This is a genomic window from Winogradskyella costae, from assembly GCF_013403865.1.
Lineage (GTDB): Bacteria > Bacteroidota > Bacteroidia > Flavobacteriales > Flavobacteriaceae > Winogradskyella > Winogradskyella costae.
The window spans coordinates 1-15,955 of the sequence record NZ_JABFDK010000014.1 but is presented as its reverse complement, the minus strand read 5'-3'; the positions used below and the strand labels follow the sequence as shown (position 1 = coordinate 15,955).

Genomic DNA, 15,955 nt, shown 5'->3' with positions numbered 1-15,955 from the left:
ACGTTGGCATTCATTGAGCAGACGAACTAAAAATTAAACTATAATGAAACTATTTAGCATTTTAAAAGGATTTGGATTCTCAATATTATTTGTTTTATTAGGAATTTATATACTCAAAACAAATGAAACTCTTTTGGGAAATATAATCGGAATTACTTGTATTGTGTTTTTTGGAATATTAATGCTTTGGGGAATTTTTAAAATGAATAAAAAATCTAAAATTGAAAAATAGGTTTTAAGAATTAAAATTAACTATGATTTTAGCTTGTTTGCGGAATCAAAAACTAAATTAGAAAACAAAAGTATGAACACAAAAATTAATTGGGTTGTAGAAGGTTTAATATTTGGAATAATTATGCTAATTTTTTCAAGTATTCTTGATTTGATTTCGGATGACTTTACTTTTGACCGCATTTGGATAAAAATTCTAATTTGGTTGATAGGAGGTTTAGTATATGGTTTATTGATGAAGTTGTTAAGAGATAGAAAAGCAACCAAGTAAAATTAATTTGAGGTTTAATTCATCTAAAAACTATTAACTAAACTGATTGCAGTATTGCTCACTCAATCGGAATTGAAAAGTTTACGGAATAAATCTCTAACCGAATTCACTCAAAAGCAGGAAAAATAAAAAAAAAGTGGAATAAGAATAAGTCGGAATAAAAAACAACGAAATGCCAACAACGTGTATAATTAATTGCTAGTCCTAGCCTACTTACGAATATTCCTGCGGAATATTCTATCTGTGATTTATTTGCTAAATTAGTTGCTTAACCACGCAACTAACCATACACAATCACGTTGTGGCTAATACGAGAACGAACTTAAAATTGAAATTAATGGGAAAAATTATATATTACGTGGCAAGTTCACTAGACGGATATATCGCAGGAAAAAATGATGATATAAGTCAATTTATACTTCAAGGAAAAGGAGTTGAAAAATATCAATCAGACCTCGCAAAATTTAAAACCGTAATAATGGGTAGAAGGACTTATGAGTTTGGATTTCAATATGGTCTTGAACCAGGACAACCTGCATATCCAAATATGGAACATTATATTTTTTCTAATTCAATAGTAATAGAAAATTTAGCGGAATCTGTTCATATCGAAAAAATAACAATTGACAAAGTGAAAGAAATAAAAGCAAATTCTGAAACAAATATATATTTATGTGGTGGTGGAGAATTTGCAGGTTGGCTTCTCGAAAATGAACTTATAGACCAACTAAAACTGAAATTAAATCCAATAGTTTTGGGTGATGGAATCAGAATATTTGGTAACTCAAAAAACTTTGCGAAATGGGATTTAATAGAAAATGAATCTTTTAAAGATGGTCTTCAAATTTTAACTTATGAACGAAAAGAATAAAGTACTAGCCACAACATCGTGTATAATTAATTGCTTTGTTCTTCCCTACTTGCGAATATTCCTGCGGAATATTCACGGGTTCGTAAATGTTTGCTAACTTAGTCGCTAAACCACGCAACTAACCATACACAAAACCGTTGGCATTAATTTAAAACAAAACGTATCCGAATGGAAAATGCAGGAATAATACCTGAAATATCGAGCTTTAAAGACTTATTAAAAAAGTTGGAATATGATTTGAAAAGATATAGCAAAAACAATCATTCTTATGAATTCATTGACTGTATAATGTCGCTAAATGCCTTACCTGAATGGATTAAAAATGCAACTAATATTTCAAACGACCTGAAAGAATTAGCACGCGAAAAGGAATTAATTATGAAAGGCAACAACGGATTTCAATTCGACGAAACAAAACTGGAATCTGATATTGACCAACAATTGAGATTTATTAGACTGTTTTGTAATCATTCAAAACACAAAACTGACTCTGGACATATTCCACGAATCGTTTCGAAATACGGAGCAACTTTTCCGATGACTCTACCAGCGAAATTGTATAACATTGTTGCAATCGGACAAACGGAATTTGATGCTGAATTTTTATTGAATAATGTCTATGATTTTTGGAAACAGAATATTGAAAATAAAAACTAATGCCAACACCGTGTATAATTAATTGCTTTGGTAAGTGCTTATTTGGAAAATTCCTTCGGAATTTTCTCGCGTTCGTTTTTGTTTACTAAATTAGTTGCTGAAACACGCAACTAACCATACACAAAACCGTTGGCAGCAATGCCTGTACGAAATCGAATAGAATTACAACTATAAATAAAATGAGTAATATCAATGAATTAATTTCAAAAAGCAACATACCTAATTTTCAGATATTAAAGCTAAAAAGTATTCCGAAAACTCAAAATATTATCTTACTTAAAACAAATCAAAAAAATGAAATTTTAATTGAGATTTTAGATTTTGAAAACAATAACATTAAACAAATTTTTTTAGATGAAAAACTAACAAAAATTTATGATTTTCATCCAATTGACCTAGTAAATTTTCATATAAATTGTGATTATAATGGTAATTCAAACTGTCAAATAAAAGTTAATTCCTGTGGCAAAATTATATTTAAAAAACAATTTGAAGCAGAACATTTTGCTTTAAATTTTAAGCATATTTTAAAAAATTATATTTTTCGAGAAGATATGGTTTTATTGGATTTGGATAACTTTGAAGAATATAATATAACTGATTTTTTTATTGACAATTTTGATGATGAGTACAGTTTTAATTATTTATATTTTGAACATAGATATGACATTTTCACTCTACCAGATGACAATATTATTGGCTTTGAAATTTATGATAAAGATTATATATCCAATAAAATTTATGATATAGATGGTATTGAACGAAAGTTTTACTTTATAATTTTAAAAATAATTTCACCTACGAATATTAATATAATATTTAGTGGTAAAATTGATGATTGTGGTTTTAACTACACAATAAATAAAAATTTTAAAGAGATTGCTTATAGAAGTTCACTTTACAAAAGTGATGACAACATCCAAATTAGGCAATTTTCATTGGATAATTTTCAAAATGCAGAAATACTAACTAAAGATAAATCATCTAAAATTGAATATTTTGATGAGAGAATAATTATATTTAAAAAGGATAATATTCTTGAAATTTTTGATAGAAAAATCGATAATTCATTAAAGTTCATTGAAATAGATGAATTTTCTTCGTTTATTTTTAAAAACAGTCTATTATTTTATGTGAAAAATTATCAATTAAATTTTATTTCAATTTAAAGTTAAAAAAAGCATCTTTGAAAAGTGAATACAAATTTCAATATTACAGCAATCGCTCTTAATATTAAATAAACCAACGTCGGTATTAAAATCAGAACGCTTAAATATGGAATAATAGAAACCTAAACTGCAAACTGACAAAATTATGCTGGAATTCCAATCTTAACGAATAATAAAAATGCTCGAAAACAAAAAAAGCACGGCTGCCAACACCGTGTATAGTCAATTGCTTTTTAGAGCTTACGTACGAAAATCCATTCGGATTTTCTATGTAGTGAGTATTTGTTAACTTAGTCGCTAAATCACGCAACTAACCATACACAAATACGTTGGCAGCAAGTTGTGCCGATCTACAATTTTCCTTCTTCCTCTTCTATTCTGCACTTGTTTTTTAGGTCCAAAAATTTCAAGATTGCGCAGAAAAAATTAAATTTAATAATCTGATTCTTAAAAAAAAAATCAAAACTTACGTCTGAACTGTGCGCAAAAAAAAAAACTGAATCTAGAATTATTAATGAAAAAATTAAACAATTCCTGGAGCTACCTTCCTTAAAAACGTACGAATAAAAAATAAATTTATCAGCATTTCGCAAGTATAACGGCTGTTTAATAAAAAATTAAAACCTGCTGCCAACAATGTATATAATTTATTGCTGCTTCTGGCCTACTCACGAAAAGCCCTTCGGCTTTTCTATTCCGTTATTATTTGCTAAATTACGTGCAAACAACACGCAACAAACCATATACTAGACCGTTGGCAACAAGCTAAAAACCAATCTGAATGGACAAAGAAAAACCGAGACTTGCAAGATTGACAGCAATTTTGACTCAATTACAATCGAAACGAATTGTAACTGCAAAAGACATTGCCGAAAAACATAATGTAAGTATCAGAACGGTTTATCGAGACATCCGAACACTTGAAAAATCGGGAATTCCAATTGTAACGGAAGAAGGAAAAGGATATTCAGTAATGGAAGGTTATAAAATTCCACCTGTAATGTTTACTCAAGATGAGGCGAATGCTCTTATAACGGCTGAACAATTGATTAGCAAAAACAAAGACCAATCTTTGACCGAACAATATGAAAGTGCAATAAACAAAATCAAATCTGTTTTAAAATACAACCAAAAAGAAAAAACAGAATTATTGACAAACAGAATTCAAGTTCGCAACAATCGGGAAAATGAAAAAACAAGTAATTACCTCATAAAACTTCAATCTACTATTTCAAATTATCAAGTGGTAAAAATGGATTATCTGTCATTGGCAGATAATAAAAGTCAAAGAGAAATAGAACCATTTGCACTTTACACGACACAAGAAAATTGGGTGCTTATTGCTTTTTGCAAAGAAAAAAAGGACTTCAGAGCCTTTAGACTTGACTGCATCCAAAAATTAGAAATCTTGGAGAAGAATTTTAAACCTCATAAAATGACGTTGCAAGGATATCTTGAAAATTGTAGCTCAAAATATAAAAACACCCCTGACACACCTTTGTCACAAGGTCAATCTAAATTTGCATTAAATCAAAAAATATAAATAAGATGCAAATAGTAAAAATTGAACCTTTTAAAATTATCGGAATTTCGATAAGAACAACAAATGAAAACGGACAAGCTTCTCAAGAAATTGCCGATTTATGGCAACGATTTATGTCCGAAAACGTAATTTCTAAAATTCCGAACAAAATAGACAATTCCGTTTATTCATTATACACGGAATACGAAAGCGACCACACAAAACCTTACACAGCAATTCTTGGCTGTAAAGTTGAAAATTTAGATGGTGTCCCAAATGGAATGGTTGGAAAATCATTTAATGGAGGAACTTATTCCAAAACGACATCAAAAGGAGATTTAATGCAAGGTTTGGTCGTAAACCAATGGTCGAAAATATTTGAAATGGAATTGGACAGAACCTATGATGCCGACTTTGAAATTTTTGGAGAAAAGGCTCAAAATCCAACAGATGCAGAAGTCGAGTTTTATGTAGGCATTAAAGGCTAACAAAAATATGCGAATAAAAAAGTTTGAAATAAAAACAGACGAAAGAGTAAATGAGGTTTTTGCAAATTATCCCGACTTTGTTCGGGATAAAATGCAATTCCTGCGTGAATTGGTAATTGAAACAGCGGAAGAAACCGAAGGAATTACCAGATTGGAAGAAACTCTAAAATGGGGAGAACCGAGTTTTGTAACTAAAAACGGTAGTACATTGCGAATGGATTGGAAAGAAAAATCACCAGACCAATACGCTATGTATTTTCAATGTACAAGCAGATTAGTAAATACGTTTAGATTGGTTTTTGACCACAAATTTGAATATGAGGGAAAACGAGCAATTGTGTTTAAATTAAACCAAAAAGTTCCAGAAATGGAATTAAAAGAATGTATAAAAGCTTCTTTGACTTATCACAACGTGAAGGAATTAATTACGTTAGGAATTTGAGAAATTAAATACGAATGAACAAAAGCCAGTTGCCAACACCGTATATAATTTATTGCTGGCTTCTTGCCTACTTACGAAAGTCCTCGCGGACTTTCTTTGTCCGTAATTATTTACTAAATTAGTTGCTTGAAACACGCAACAAACCATATACAACAACGTTGGCAGCAATGCGTGTGCGGCAAAGTCCAACTCTAAATTGGAACTTATACAAATCTGAATTTTAAGAATAAAAATAAAATTGGATTTTCAAAACATTGGAATGAAAATCACAACGCAGGAATTATAAGCAGAACGGAAAATTACGGTTGAAAAAATAACTACATCGCAATAAAAAAGCCTAGTTACTTTTTCGCGATTTTTTTTTTGACTTTTAAGTAAGTAAAATCAGAAAAAATGGAGTCGGAAATTTTAATTTCTTGCGGAACTAAATTGGAATAATTATCTAATTCATTAAACACGAGAACTAAAATTTGATAAGTTTCCTAGATATTAAAAATATAGCGCAGGATATACAAACTGTGTGGAAAATGCGTGTCTGATTAGCAACAACGCAGGATTAAAAAAATAAGCACGGCTGCCAACACCGTGTATATTTAATTGCTTTGTTTCTGCTTATCTGGAATATTCCTTCGGAATATTCTCAGGTTCGTAAAAGTTTACTAAATTAGTTGCCAAACCACGCAACTAATCATACACAAACACGTTATGTGCAAGCTGAAGAAACATCGATGAAACTACAAAATACAGTCATTTTAACCATATTACTTCTCATTACAAGTTGCGGAATGAAAAGTAAAAAAGGACTTACTGAAAACTACGATAAAAATAAAACTGGAATAATTGAATTAAAGGAATATTTCACCCAAATTGTTCCCGAAAAATTTTTAGTACGAATAAGATATAACTCATCTGACAATATTGATTTATTTGTTTACCAACCAATCGAGAATTCAGAAAAACGTGAATTACTTTTCCAACAATGGGACTTAGATATTGACGATTATGAACCTGAATACCCACGAAGTGATTATGATAAAAAATATCACGGAAAAACTAACTCGCTCGATATTGTAAAAGAAAAATTAAATTGGACTGACAAAACGCTTGCCGAATTATATAATAAATTGGATAACGTAAACTGTATGGGAATTTCCAACCGAAACCCAATCGAAATAGAATACGGATTTAAGGGAATGGGAGTGTTTAGTTATTTAGTTTTTGATGAAAATCTGAATTTGGAAATGCAAGAAAAATATTCTGACGATTGCTCTAAAATGTTTTATAAGGATAATGTAGTTCTTTCCTATGGAAGTGGAGCAATTGGAAGTTTTTGTACGCCCGAATTTAAACGAAAAAAATAAAGCCAGCACATAACACCGTGTATAATTAATTGCTTTGTTCTTCCCTACTTGCGAATATTCCTGCGGAATATTCACGGGTTCGTAAAAGTTTGCTAACTTAGTTGCTGAACCACGCAACTAACCATACACAATCACGTTAGCTGTAATTAAAAAAAAAATCCGAAAATGAATTATACTTGGGAAACACTATTTAAGAAAGGACAATCTGCAATTGGATATGTTGATGCTTTCAAATTAGAATCACCAATTAAAGCAATAGTTATTATAAATTATCTACCACAATTTGAAGGAACTGAAAAACAAGTAGTCCACGTAACTATTTTTTTAGAAGGGAAAAAAGGAGATTGGACGAAAGGTCAATTATCAAGTATAATGCAAGATGCTGGAGATTGTGTTGATAATAATGAATATTTTAAATATAAAATTTTAAACTCACTTGACTATTTGAACACACAAACTTTTTATGTAGAAAAATTAAATAATATTGACTATTTATCTCACGGAGATTACACTCATCATTTATAATGATTTTATGGAGTTTCTAAAAATAATATTCAGAAAAAAAAGTTTAAATTATATTCTTTTTATAATAGTAACTGCAATTATTCGAGAAGCTCTTGCTTTAGGTTTTGACGAAGGTTTTGAAAACTTATTCACGTATTTAGATAATGAATATCAAGGTAATAATGTTAAGTTTTATATTCTAATACTTCAACTTATTTTAACAAAAGGAAGTTGGATAACATTAATTATACTATTTTTTTTACTAATCATTTTTGTATTTTTAAAATACAAAGAACTGATAATTGGAAATAGTAAAAGACCGAGAATTGATTTCCATAAAGTAAATGATTATTTTGGAAGAATACCAAAAGGAATTACACCAAATAATCCAAAAGTCATTAGAGTTGGTATTGATGATATTGAAAAATATTGGGAGTTACTTTGGTCTTTCAATTTGGAAATAAGAAATAATTCTTCCCAAACTGTATATGAATTTGAAATAGACTTTGAGAATAGACCTGCTAATACATCTATAAAAGTTGACATTGGAAAATTTGAGCCAATTCCACCTCACGAAATGAAAGAGTATCAGTTTAAGTTAGTTCAACACTTCACAGGAACTCATAAAGAAGCTGATATTGAACTCAAAGGAAAGGATGCCGAATTAATGAAAAATATGCGCATTATTGCCAAATATAAAGATGAAAACAGAAAAGTCTTTAAAACAACTTATAATTGGAATACTGACGAAAATAACTACAGCTAACACCGTATATAATTTATTGCTAGCTTCTCGCCTACTTACGAAAGTCCTCGCGGACTTTCTTGGTCGGTAATTATTTACTAAATTAGTTGCTTAAACCACGCAACAAACCATATACAAACACGTTGTAAGTAATGCGAGAAAAACTCATTTACATATTAATATTTTCAGTAATTCTTAGCTCTTGTGATTTCACTTCTGCTGAGGAATATTATAGTCAATCTTTTGAATTTGAAGAAAATGGGGATTTAAAGAAAGCGATTGAATTACTTGACAAAGCTATCGACAAAAAAGAGAAATTCCGACCAGCACTTTTGAATAGAGGTTATTATAAAACGGAACTTGGAAATCTGAATGGAGGAATCGAAGATTATCTAAAACTTCTAAAATTTGACCAAGACAATGCTTCCGCCCTATTTAATATTGGAAATAATTTTAGTGAATTAGATGAACACGAAAAAGCTATCGATTATTATTCAAAAGCACTTAAAACAGAAGGCGCACTAAAAAGTTGGGCAAGTTCTGATGGAGGAGCTTTAGCGATTAATGTAAATTTTGATTTAAAACGCTTTGATAGTGATATGGATTACAATGTTCTCGACTGTGAAATATATTTCGAAAGAGGATTAGAATATTTAAAATTGGAACAATTTGATAACGCAATTTCTGATATCGAAAAATCTTTAAAAGCGGATAACGCAAAAAGAGATTGTTATTTCCTGCTTGGTAAAGCCTACGTTGGAAAAAAGGACTCAATAAATGCTTGCGATAATTTTATTAAATCTGCCAAATTAGGAGATAAAGAAGCAAGAGAAATGCTTAAAAAACATTGTATTGAAAAGTAGTAACGGAATAAAGCACTACTTACAACACCGTGTATAATTAATTGCTTTGGCAAGTGCTTATTTGGAAAATTCCTTCGGAATTTTCTCGGGTTCGTATTTGTTTACTAAATTAGTTGCTTAACCACGCAACTAACCATACACAATCACGTTAGCAACAAGCTACAACCAACTCAAGAAAGAAGAAATAATGGAAATAGTAAAACCTTATACCGAAATTGATAAAGCTATAATTTCCCTTGACAATGGAGGAAGATTTTATAACCTACTCACCAAAGCAGAAGACGGAATAATTAGTCAAGCAGAATTAGGAAAATTAGGTGGAATTTTCAATGATAAACAGAAAATGATACTGTTTTTAGAATTGTCTATTTCAAAATTAAAAGAAGATGAAAAAGAAATAATTATTTCAAAATTAGACGAGAATTTAAAGAAAGATTACTTAAAGTATAAACCACAAAACTTACTTCCTTCTGAAGTCAATGAAAAAGGAATTTTATCCTCAAATATGGTTTTAACTGGAGTTCCTGAATTAATAGATTCAAAATCGGATTTTAACGGTTTTATTATAATTCCTATTATGACTGGAAAAGTAACAACTTTCACTTTAATTCCTTTGATTGACAATTATGACGTTTACGAATTGAGAGATGAAAAAACTTCGGAAACATTTATAATTGCCCATTCAAAAAGCTCTGAAAAATTACCAAATGAAAAAATGGTTATTGCAGGAGTATTGAAAGAACTCGAAAAAAATGAAAAAGGTGTAAAGAAAAAATTTCTAGAGGCAATTTATCACATAAAGAATTAAAAAAGAAAAGCCAGTTGCTAACACCGTGTATAATTAATTGCTCGGTTTTAGCCAATTTACGAAAGTCCTCGCGGACTTTCTATTTGTGTTTTATTTGCTAACTTTAGTGCTTAAAACACGCAACTAATCATACACAACAACGTTGCCACCAATTATGAAAAACATCCTGCAAATCACAATATTTCTATTTTCAATCGGAGTTTTTGCTTGCGATTGCGATGAACCGAAAATAACGGAAAAATTTATTGAGTCGGAATTTGTCGCTAACGTAACAATTCTAAAAATCTATCCGAATCAAAAAAATGAACAAGGATATAAAGCAGACATAAAGATTAATGAATTGTATAAAGGAGAACAATTGAAATCAATTTATGTTTATGGCAGAAGTGATAATGGAATTGGAAGTTCTTGCGACATTTATATTCCTATAAACACAAAGTTAGTTGCTTATGCACGAAAAAACAAAGACGGGAACTTTGGAATTGGAATGTGTTCTGGTTTACTGTATCTTAATAAAACTAATCAGAATAGACAGAAACGTGAATTAGATATTTTAAGAACATTCAAGGAAAATAATATTAATTCGACTGATAAAATAAGTTATCGAGAAAAATCAAAACTTCATAAAAACTTAGAACAATTTAAAGGAATTGAACTTGACAAAAATTTTGGGATTTATGAAATAACATTCGCATCTGATTTGACAATTAAAAGTGTGACTGAAATAAGTGGATTTGGAAATCCGATAGACCAAAAACTGACAGGAATTATCAAACAAACGGAATGGACAAGTAATGACAATGGAATTAATGACAAAGTACCTGACAATAGTAAATTAATAATCGGAATTTATTATTACTCTGAAGAAAAAGGAAATCCGAGTTTTTTAAGTCAATAATATCACTAAAAAACTGGTGGCAACACCGTATATAATTTATTGCTAGTTCTAGCCTACTTACGAAAATCCTCGCGGATTTTCTATTCGGTTCTTATTTGCTAAATTTAGTGCTTAAACCACGCAACAAACCATATACAAAAACGTTACCCAACATTTGAAAAATCAACTATGAAAAAAATAATTCTGCTAATTTTAATAATTTCCACCAATGTTTTCGGACAAAAAAAAGTTGGGAACGATGTATTCAAAATGGAGTTTTTAAGAATAATGGTAAACCTTGAAGGGAATTCAAATGATTATTATTCGGACATAGTAGAAAGGTCGATGTTTTCGAAAAAAGATTCATTGAAATATGGATTTATAAACGTAAAAGGAAAAGAAATTATAAAACCAAAATACACTTATGCATCTGACTTCTTTGATCGAAAATCAAATATTATAAAAGATTCAATACCAGGAATTATACTTGAAAATGGTAGTGAAAAAATATTTCCCGAATATAGTGCAACATATTGGTATAAAGGTAATTTAGGTATTGCTGTCAAAGACAAAAAATATGGTTTCATTGACCAAAATGGTAAAATAGTTATTACTTTAAATTATGAAGATGCTTTTCCTTTTTATGACGGTTATGCTTCTGTAAAAGAAAACGACAAATGGAATTATGTTGATGAAAGTGGAAAAAAAATATTTCCAGATAGTCTAACTTTTGGTTACAGACCAATAATAAATAATAATGCCATATTTATGTTAGAAAGTAAAGAAGTTGAAAAGAAGAAATCAATGATTACTGAAAATGGTAGTAGAACTTTTGTTGAGTTTTTAAATAAAACAGGTCATATTCAACTTAAAGAAGGCTTAATTAATATTAATGGAAATGTTATTTTAAATCCTATTTATGATGAAATTTCAGGTTATTTCCAAAATGGACTTATGAGAGTAAGAAATAATGGAAAAACAGGTATAATTGATGAGCAAGGAGAAATTATAATTCCAATTGAATACGACGATATTAGTGACTTAAAAGACGGTTTGTTTTTAGCAAAAAAATCTAATAAATGGGGAATGGTTGATATTAAGGAACAAGTCGTTATTCCATTTGAGTATAATAAAATCCGTTATTTTAATGAAGGACTAGCTTTGGTTGTATTAGATGGAAAAGCAGGGTATATTAATAAAGAAAACGAAATAATAATTGAACCACAATATAAATTCAATTTTTTAGGAGACTTCAATAATGGATTAGCTTGTGTTCGAAAAAACAATAAATATGGTTACATCAATAATAAAAATGAAATCATTATTCCAATTATATTCGATAGTGCATTACCATTTAAAGAAAAAAAAGCAATTGTAAAAAAAGATGGAATGTCATTTATAATCAACAATAAAGGCAAAGAAATTAAAAACATTTCTAAACCATATTTATGGCTTGAAAGAAATGAATTAATAAGATTTGCGGAATAAAAACGTTGGGTAACACCGTGTATAATTCATTGCTAGTTATAGCCTACTTACGAAAGTCCTCGCGGACTTTCTATCTGTGATTTATTTGCTAACTTTAGTGCTTAAACCACGCAACGAAATCATACACAATCACGTTGTAAGCAATATGAGACAAGTCTTTTCGATATCAATTTTACTATTATTACTTGTTTCTTATTCTTGTAAAAACATATCTGATAATGGAATTACAGACAAAACAGAAATTGTGGAATTTAATAGTTGGAGAGACCATTGGGAAAATCCAACTCAAAAAGTAGAATTATTATCCAATTCGAAAATTCACAAACGAATTAAAGAATGTTTAAATGATACTTCCATTGTCGTTTTGACATCGATACTAATAGATGATTTAGAAAGGTATTCTAAAATTAAGTCTTTAGGCGACATAAATAATGATGGAATAAATGACTCTATTTTAATAATTCCTGAATTATTTATTACAAAAGAGAATAGTTATGAAAATGGTTCTTCTGCGATATTTACTGACAAAAAAATTCCTCGTATAAGAGTCAATGTGCCCTGTTTAGAAACCGATTATTTTTTTCCTGTAGATGACATTAACAACGATGGAAATATTGAATTAGGGAAATACTATACTTCTTGTGCAAGTCGATTCAAAGGGTTAGAATTAATTAGCCTTAATAGTAATGAATGGAACATAAAAGGACAAGTGACATTTGATATTTTCTTCGAAGAACCTAAAAAAGAAAAACGAATTGAGAAAATCGAATTAAATAAATTCCGAATGAGAGAAATAACATCAGAAAACGTAAATGAGAAAACCGACATTTGGAAAACATTTGAAATGAAATAAATACTGCTTACAACACCGTGTATAATTAATTGCTAGGTTCTTCCCTACTTGCGAAAATTCCTGCGGAATTTTCACGGGTTCGTTAAAGTTTGCTAACTTAGTTGCTTAACCACGCAACTAACCATACACAAGACCGTTGTGTGTCATTTGAGAAAAACCATATGAAAAAATTGACTTTATATTTATTCTGATTTTATCTGTTGGTTGTTCCTCAAAAACAAAAACCGAAAAAGCAATTACTGAAAAAGAATCGGAATTAAAACCACCATTTAAAAATCAAGGAGAACAAGAGGATTTTTGGGCGCAGGAGTTTTTTAAAGATGAGTATGAAAAACAAATTCATAAAACATTTAATGGGAAAATTGAAATCATAAATGAATATGAGTCTTTGGACGACAATGGTAATTTCATTACAAATGCGAATGAAATTAGTTTTGGAAACAGAGTGGTTGAAATAAACCTAAATGACAATAAATTACGCTCGATTTTCGAAAAAGGAATTGTATATCCAGATTTGATAAACGAAAAATATTTCAAAATTTGGGATTTGGAAGAATTGACTTTTTTAAACAAATCACCAAAAATTAAAAAGTTTCGAATGTTTGTCAATATGCCTGAACGAATTTATCCGCAGATAATTCTATTGGAATTAAAAAATGAATCAGCCGACAATCAGACATCGATGAGTGAATTCATTGAAAATGCTAAACTGACTTTTATAAAGGAAGCTTGGTTAATGGTGTAAAAAAAACGAACACACAACACCGTGTATAATTAATTGCTAGGTCACTGCCGACTTACGAACATTCCTGCGGAATATTCTATCTGTGATTTATTTGCTAAATTAGTTGCTTAACCACGCAACTAACCATACACAAAACCGTTGTAGCACATTTGAGAAACGATGAAACCTGAATTAAAATATATCGAATTAAAAAGCGGATTTGGAGATACTGGACCTGCGTGGATTGGAATGGCGGAATTCTCAAAATCTGGTCGAACTGTGTATTTTAATGGAAAAGCTCTTAAAAATTCAAATGCACAAGGAATTGCTGGAAACTTCTACGATATAGAAAACGGAGACGAATATTGGATTTCTGGAATAAAGAAAAACGGAACTCACCGACATTGGGCTGGTGGAGGAAAAATTATGATTGACAGAAAGGTTGTTGACCTATATTTAAGTCTTGTTGATTTTAATGATTTGGATAAAAAACGTTTTGAACTAGTTGATATTTTCCCAACTGATAAGCAAAGGTTTGCGGAATTGGAAAATCAAAAATTAAACTAGAACATTGTGTCGAAAAAAAATACCAACATCGTTTTAGGCTTAATTCAAATGATATTGTCTGTATACTGGATTTATGAAATGATATCTCTTTTTTACAAATATCATTATACAGATATTCTTTTTGCTTTTATGTATCCTAATTGGGTTCTAATTTTAAACGTTTTATTGAGTTTAATAAACTTGTATTTCGGAATAAAATTATTGAACGGAAAAATACCCATCAAACGAAGTTACTTGACAATGTTGATTTTAATAATCATTGGAGGATTGATAAATATTTTGAGTGTAGCATAAATAAAAACGTGCTACAACACCGTGTATAATTCATTGCTAGTTATAGCCTACTTACGAAAGTCCTCGCGGACTTTCTATCTGTGATTTATTTGCTAACTTTAGTGCTTAAACACGCAACGAAATCATACACAAACACGTTGGCAGTAATTTGAGAAACCACATTACTCAACCAAAAGCTTACTTCCCTCATTTTGATTTTTAAGACACAAAAGACTAAATTACATTTGAGAAACTAAATTCAACTAATGAAATACTTACTAATCTTCTCATTTTTTCTTTTTTGCAAATTCAGCTATGGAACTGGACAAGTTCCTGATTATTTGGTTTATAAAGGTGATACACTTGCCATTTTTTCTAATCCTCTTGAAAAGTATTTTGAAAAATTTGGAAAAAGGGAATTGATAGATTTTGTTGGTTGTGGTTCAACCGCTTGTTGGAGAGGTTACAAAGCAATTTGGGAATTAAAAGGTGATAATCTCTATTTAGTTCAAGTAACCAGTTGTCATAATAGCTGTGGACTAGAAATTAAAAATGCTGATTTAAAAAAGATGTTTGGAACTGATATCGTGTTTGCAGATTGGTTTAGCGGAAAAATAATAGTTCCTCAAGGAGAAAGAGTTCAATACATTCATATGGGCTACGCTTCGATTTATAAAAAAGAACTTCATATTTCATTCAAAGACGGAATTCGGACAAATGAAAAAACTATATCTAACGAAAAAATAGCTAACAAAATAAGACTTCAGAAAAGACAGCGAGAAATAGCACTAAAAGTCCAGGACACTCTCTTTTACCAAGTAAAAAAAGCTATTGTCTGGGATACAATCAAAACACCCTTTTATGATTTATGTGACGAAAAGTACATTTTGACATTTAATAAAAAAGGGAAATTGAAAAAAGTTTGGGTTGATTATGAAAGTGAAACGACTAAAGAAAAACGTGAAGAATGGTGGTGGAACATTACTGATGACAGAAAATGCAGGAGAACAATTAAAAAAGCTCTCAAACCAATAAACATCTCTTATCTCGACTTACCAAAAAAGAAAATAGAATTACCATTCGAAATTTTTTATGACCGAAAAACTGGAAAGTTGGAATTATGGAAAGAAATGTGGATGGAGGAATAAAAACTACTGCCAACAACGTGTATAATTCATTGCTAGTTATAGCCTACTTACGAAAGTCCTCGCGGACTTTCTATCTGTGATTTATTTGCTAAC

At 29.9% G+C, this 15,955-nt stretch carries 18 protein-coding genes; all 18 read left to right on the top strand.

The features are described from left to right. The first annotated feature begins 43 nt into the window (after positions 1–43). The 18 genes from HM986_RS17295 (at position 44) to HM986_RS17210 (ending at position 15,862) form a co-directional block, all read left to right on the top strand. Positions 44–232: a hypothetical protein gene (locus HM986_RS17295; RefSeq protein WP_179336303.1), complete on the top strand. Its 189-nt coding sequence runs from the start codon at positions 44–46 to the stop codon at positions 230–232. 607 nt (positions 233–839) lie between these two features. Then, positions 840–1,373 carry a dihydrofolate reductase family protein gene (locus HM986_RS17290; RefSeq protein ID WP_179336302.1) on the top strand — a complete coding sequence of 178 codons (534 nt, stop codon included), beginning with the start codon at positions 840–842 and terminating at the stop codon, positions 1,371–1,373. Positions 1,374–1,541: 168 nt separating this feature from the next. Next, complete coding sequence (locus HM986_RS17285) at positions 1,542–2,030, top strand: hypothetical protein (protein ID WP_179336301.1); 489 nt, start codon at positions 1,542–1,544, stop codon at positions 2,028–2,030. A gap of 179 nt (positions 2,031–2,209) precedes the next feature. Continuing rightward, entirely contained in the window at positions 2,210–3,199 is a 990-nt protein-coding gene (locus HM986_RS17280) for a hypothetical protein (RefSeq protein ID WP_179336300.1), read from the top strand. A 781-nt stretch (positions 3,200–3,980) separates the two neighbouring features. Continuing rightward, complete coding sequence (locus HM986_RS17275) at positions 3,981–4,742, top strand: helix-turn-helix transcriptional regulator (RefSeq protein ID WP_179336299.1); 762 nt, start codon at positions 3,981–3,983, stop codon at positions 4,740–4,742. A 5-nt stretch (positions 4,743–4,747) separates the two neighbouring features. Further along, complete coding sequence (locus HM986_RS17270) at positions 4,748–5,209, top strand: GyrI-like domain-containing protein (protein WP_179336298.1); 462 nt, start codon at positions 4,748–4,750, stop codon at positions 5,207–5,209. Positions 5,210–5,216: 7 nt separating this feature from the next. Further along, positions 5,217–5,651 (top strand): DUF1801 domain-containing protein, encoded by a 435-nt coding sequence (locus HM986_RS17265; protein WP_217363330.1) that lies wholly within the window; start codon positions 5,217–5,219, stop codon positions 5,649–5,651. 668 nt (positions 5,652–6,319) lie between these two features. After that, a complete protein-coding gene (locus tag HM986_RS17260) occupies positions 6,320–7,012 on the top strand; it encodes a hypothetical protein (RefSeq protein WP_179336297.1) in 693 nt (230 codons plus the stop codon). A gap of 165 nt (positions 7,013–7,177) precedes the next feature. Continuing rightward, a complete protein-coding gene (locus HM986_RS17255; protein WP_179336296.1) occupies positions 7,178–7,537 on the top strand; it encodes a hypothetical protein in 360 nt (119 codons plus the stop codon). Then, complete coding sequence (locus HM986_RS17250) at positions 7,497–8,282, top strand: hypothetical protein (RefSeq protein WP_218841464.1); 786 nt, start codon at positions 7,497–7,499, stop codon at positions 8,280–8,282. The genes HM986_RS17255 and HM986_RS17250 overlap by 41 nt, the downstream gene beginning before the upstream one ends. 131 nt (positions 8,283–8,413) lie before the next feature. Further along, positions 8,414–9,124, top strand: a complete 711-nt coding sequence (locus HM986_RS17245; RefSeq protein WP_179336294.1) for a tetratricopeptide repeat protein — start codon at positions 8,414–8,416, stop codon at positions 9,122–9,124. Positions 9,125–9,311: 187 nt separating this feature from the next. Then, positions 9,312–9,932: a hypothetical protein gene (locus HM986_RS17240; RefSeq protein WP_179336293.1), complete on the top strand. Its 621-nt coding sequence runs from the start codon at positions 9,312–9,314 to the stop codon at positions 9,930–9,932. Positions 9,933–10,086: 154 nt separating this feature from the next. Beyond that, entirely contained in the window at positions 10,087–10,830 is a 744-nt protein-coding gene (locus HM986_RS17235; RefSeq protein ID WP_179336292.1) for a hypothetical protein, read from the top strand. A 168-nt stretch (positions 10,831–10,998) separates the two neighbouring features. Continuing rightward, positions 10,999–12,297 (top strand): WG repeat-containing protein, encoded by a 1,299-nt coding sequence (locus tag HM986_RS17230; RefSeq protein WP_179336291.1) that lies wholly within the window; start codon positions 10,999–11,001, stop codon positions 12,295–12,297. A 145-nt stretch (positions 12,298–12,442) separates the two neighbouring features. Next, a complete protein-coding gene (locus HM986_RS17225; protein WP_179336290.1) occupies positions 12,443–13,150 on the top strand; it encodes a hypothetical protein in 708 nt (235 codons plus the stop codon). 388 nt (positions 13,151–13,538) lie between these two features. Next, a complete protein-coding gene (locus tag HM986_RS17220; RefSeq protein WP_179336289.1) occupies positions 13,539–13,895 on the top strand; it encodes a hypothetical protein in 357 nt (118 codons plus the stop codon). Between the two features lie 159 nt (positions 13,896–14,054). Then, on the top strand, positions 14,055–14,441 hold the full coding sequence (locus HM986_RS17215) for a hypothetical protein (protein WP_179336288.1): 387 nt from the start codon (positions 14,055–14,057) through the stop codon (positions 14,439–14,441). Between the two features lie 539 nt (positions 14,442–14,980). After that, positions 14,981–15,862, top strand: a complete 882-nt coding sequence (locus tag HM986_RS17210) for a hypothetical protein (protein ID WP_179336287.1) — start codon at positions 14,981–14,983, stop codon at positions 15,860–15,862. Positions 15,863–15,955 lie beyond the last annotated feature (93 nt).

Coding starts and splice junctions, on each gene's coding strand:
- HM986_RS17295 (WP_179336303.1), top strand. CDS start 44: ATGAAACTATTTAGCATTTTAAAAGGATTTGGATTCTCAATATTATTT.
- HM986_RS17290 (WP_179336302.1), top strand. CDS start 840: ATGGGAAAAATTATATATTACGTGGCAAGTTCACTAGACGGATATATC.
- HM986_RS17285 (WP_179336301.1), top strand. CDS start 1,542: ATGGAAAATGCAGGAATAATACCTGAAATATCGAGCTTTAAAGACTTA.
- HM986_RS17280 (WP_179336300.1), top strand. CDS start 2,210: ATGAGTAATATCAATGAATTAATTTCAAAAAGCAACATACCTAATTTT.
- HM986_RS17275 (WP_179336299.1), top strand. CDS start 3,981: ATGGACAAAGAAAAACCGAGACTTGCAAGATTGACAGCAATTTTGACT.
- HM986_RS17270 (WP_179336298.1), top strand. CDS start 4,748: ATGCAAATAGTAAAAATTGAACCTTTTAAAATTATCGGAATTTCGATA.
- HM986_RS17265 (WP_217363330.1), top strand. CDS start 5,217: ATGCGAATAAAAAAGTTTGAAATAAAAACAGACGAAAGAGTAAATGAG.
- HM986_RS17255 (WP_179336296.1), top strand. CDS start 7,178: ATGAATTATACTTGGGAAACACTATTTAAGAAAGGACAATCTGCAATT.
- HM986_RS17245 (WP_179336294.1), top strand. CDS start 8,414: ATGCGAGAAAAACTCATTTACATATTAATATTTTCAGTAATTCTTAGC.
- HM986_RS17240 (WP_179336293.1), top strand. CDS start 9,312: ATGGAAATAGTAAAACCTTATACCGAAATTGATAAAGCTATAATTTCC.
- HM986_RS17235 (WP_179336292.1), top strand. CDS start 10,087: ATGAAAAACATCCTGCAAATCACAATATTTCTATTTTCAATCGGAGTT.
- HM986_RS17230 (WP_179336291.1), top strand. CDS start 10,999: ATGAAAAAAATAATTCTGCTAATTTTAATAATTTCCACCAATGTTTTC.
- HM986_RS17225 (WP_179336290.1), top strand. CDS start 12,443: ATGAGACAAGTCTTTTCGATATCAATTTTACTATTATTACTTGTTTCT.
- HM986_RS17215 (WP_179336288.1), top strand. CDS start 14,055: ATGAAACCTGAATTAAAATATATCGAATTAAAAAGCGGATTTGGAGAT.
- HM986_RS17210 (WP_179336287.1), top strand. CDS start 14,981: ATGAAATACTTACTAATCTTCTCATTTTTTCTTTTTTGCAAATTCAGC.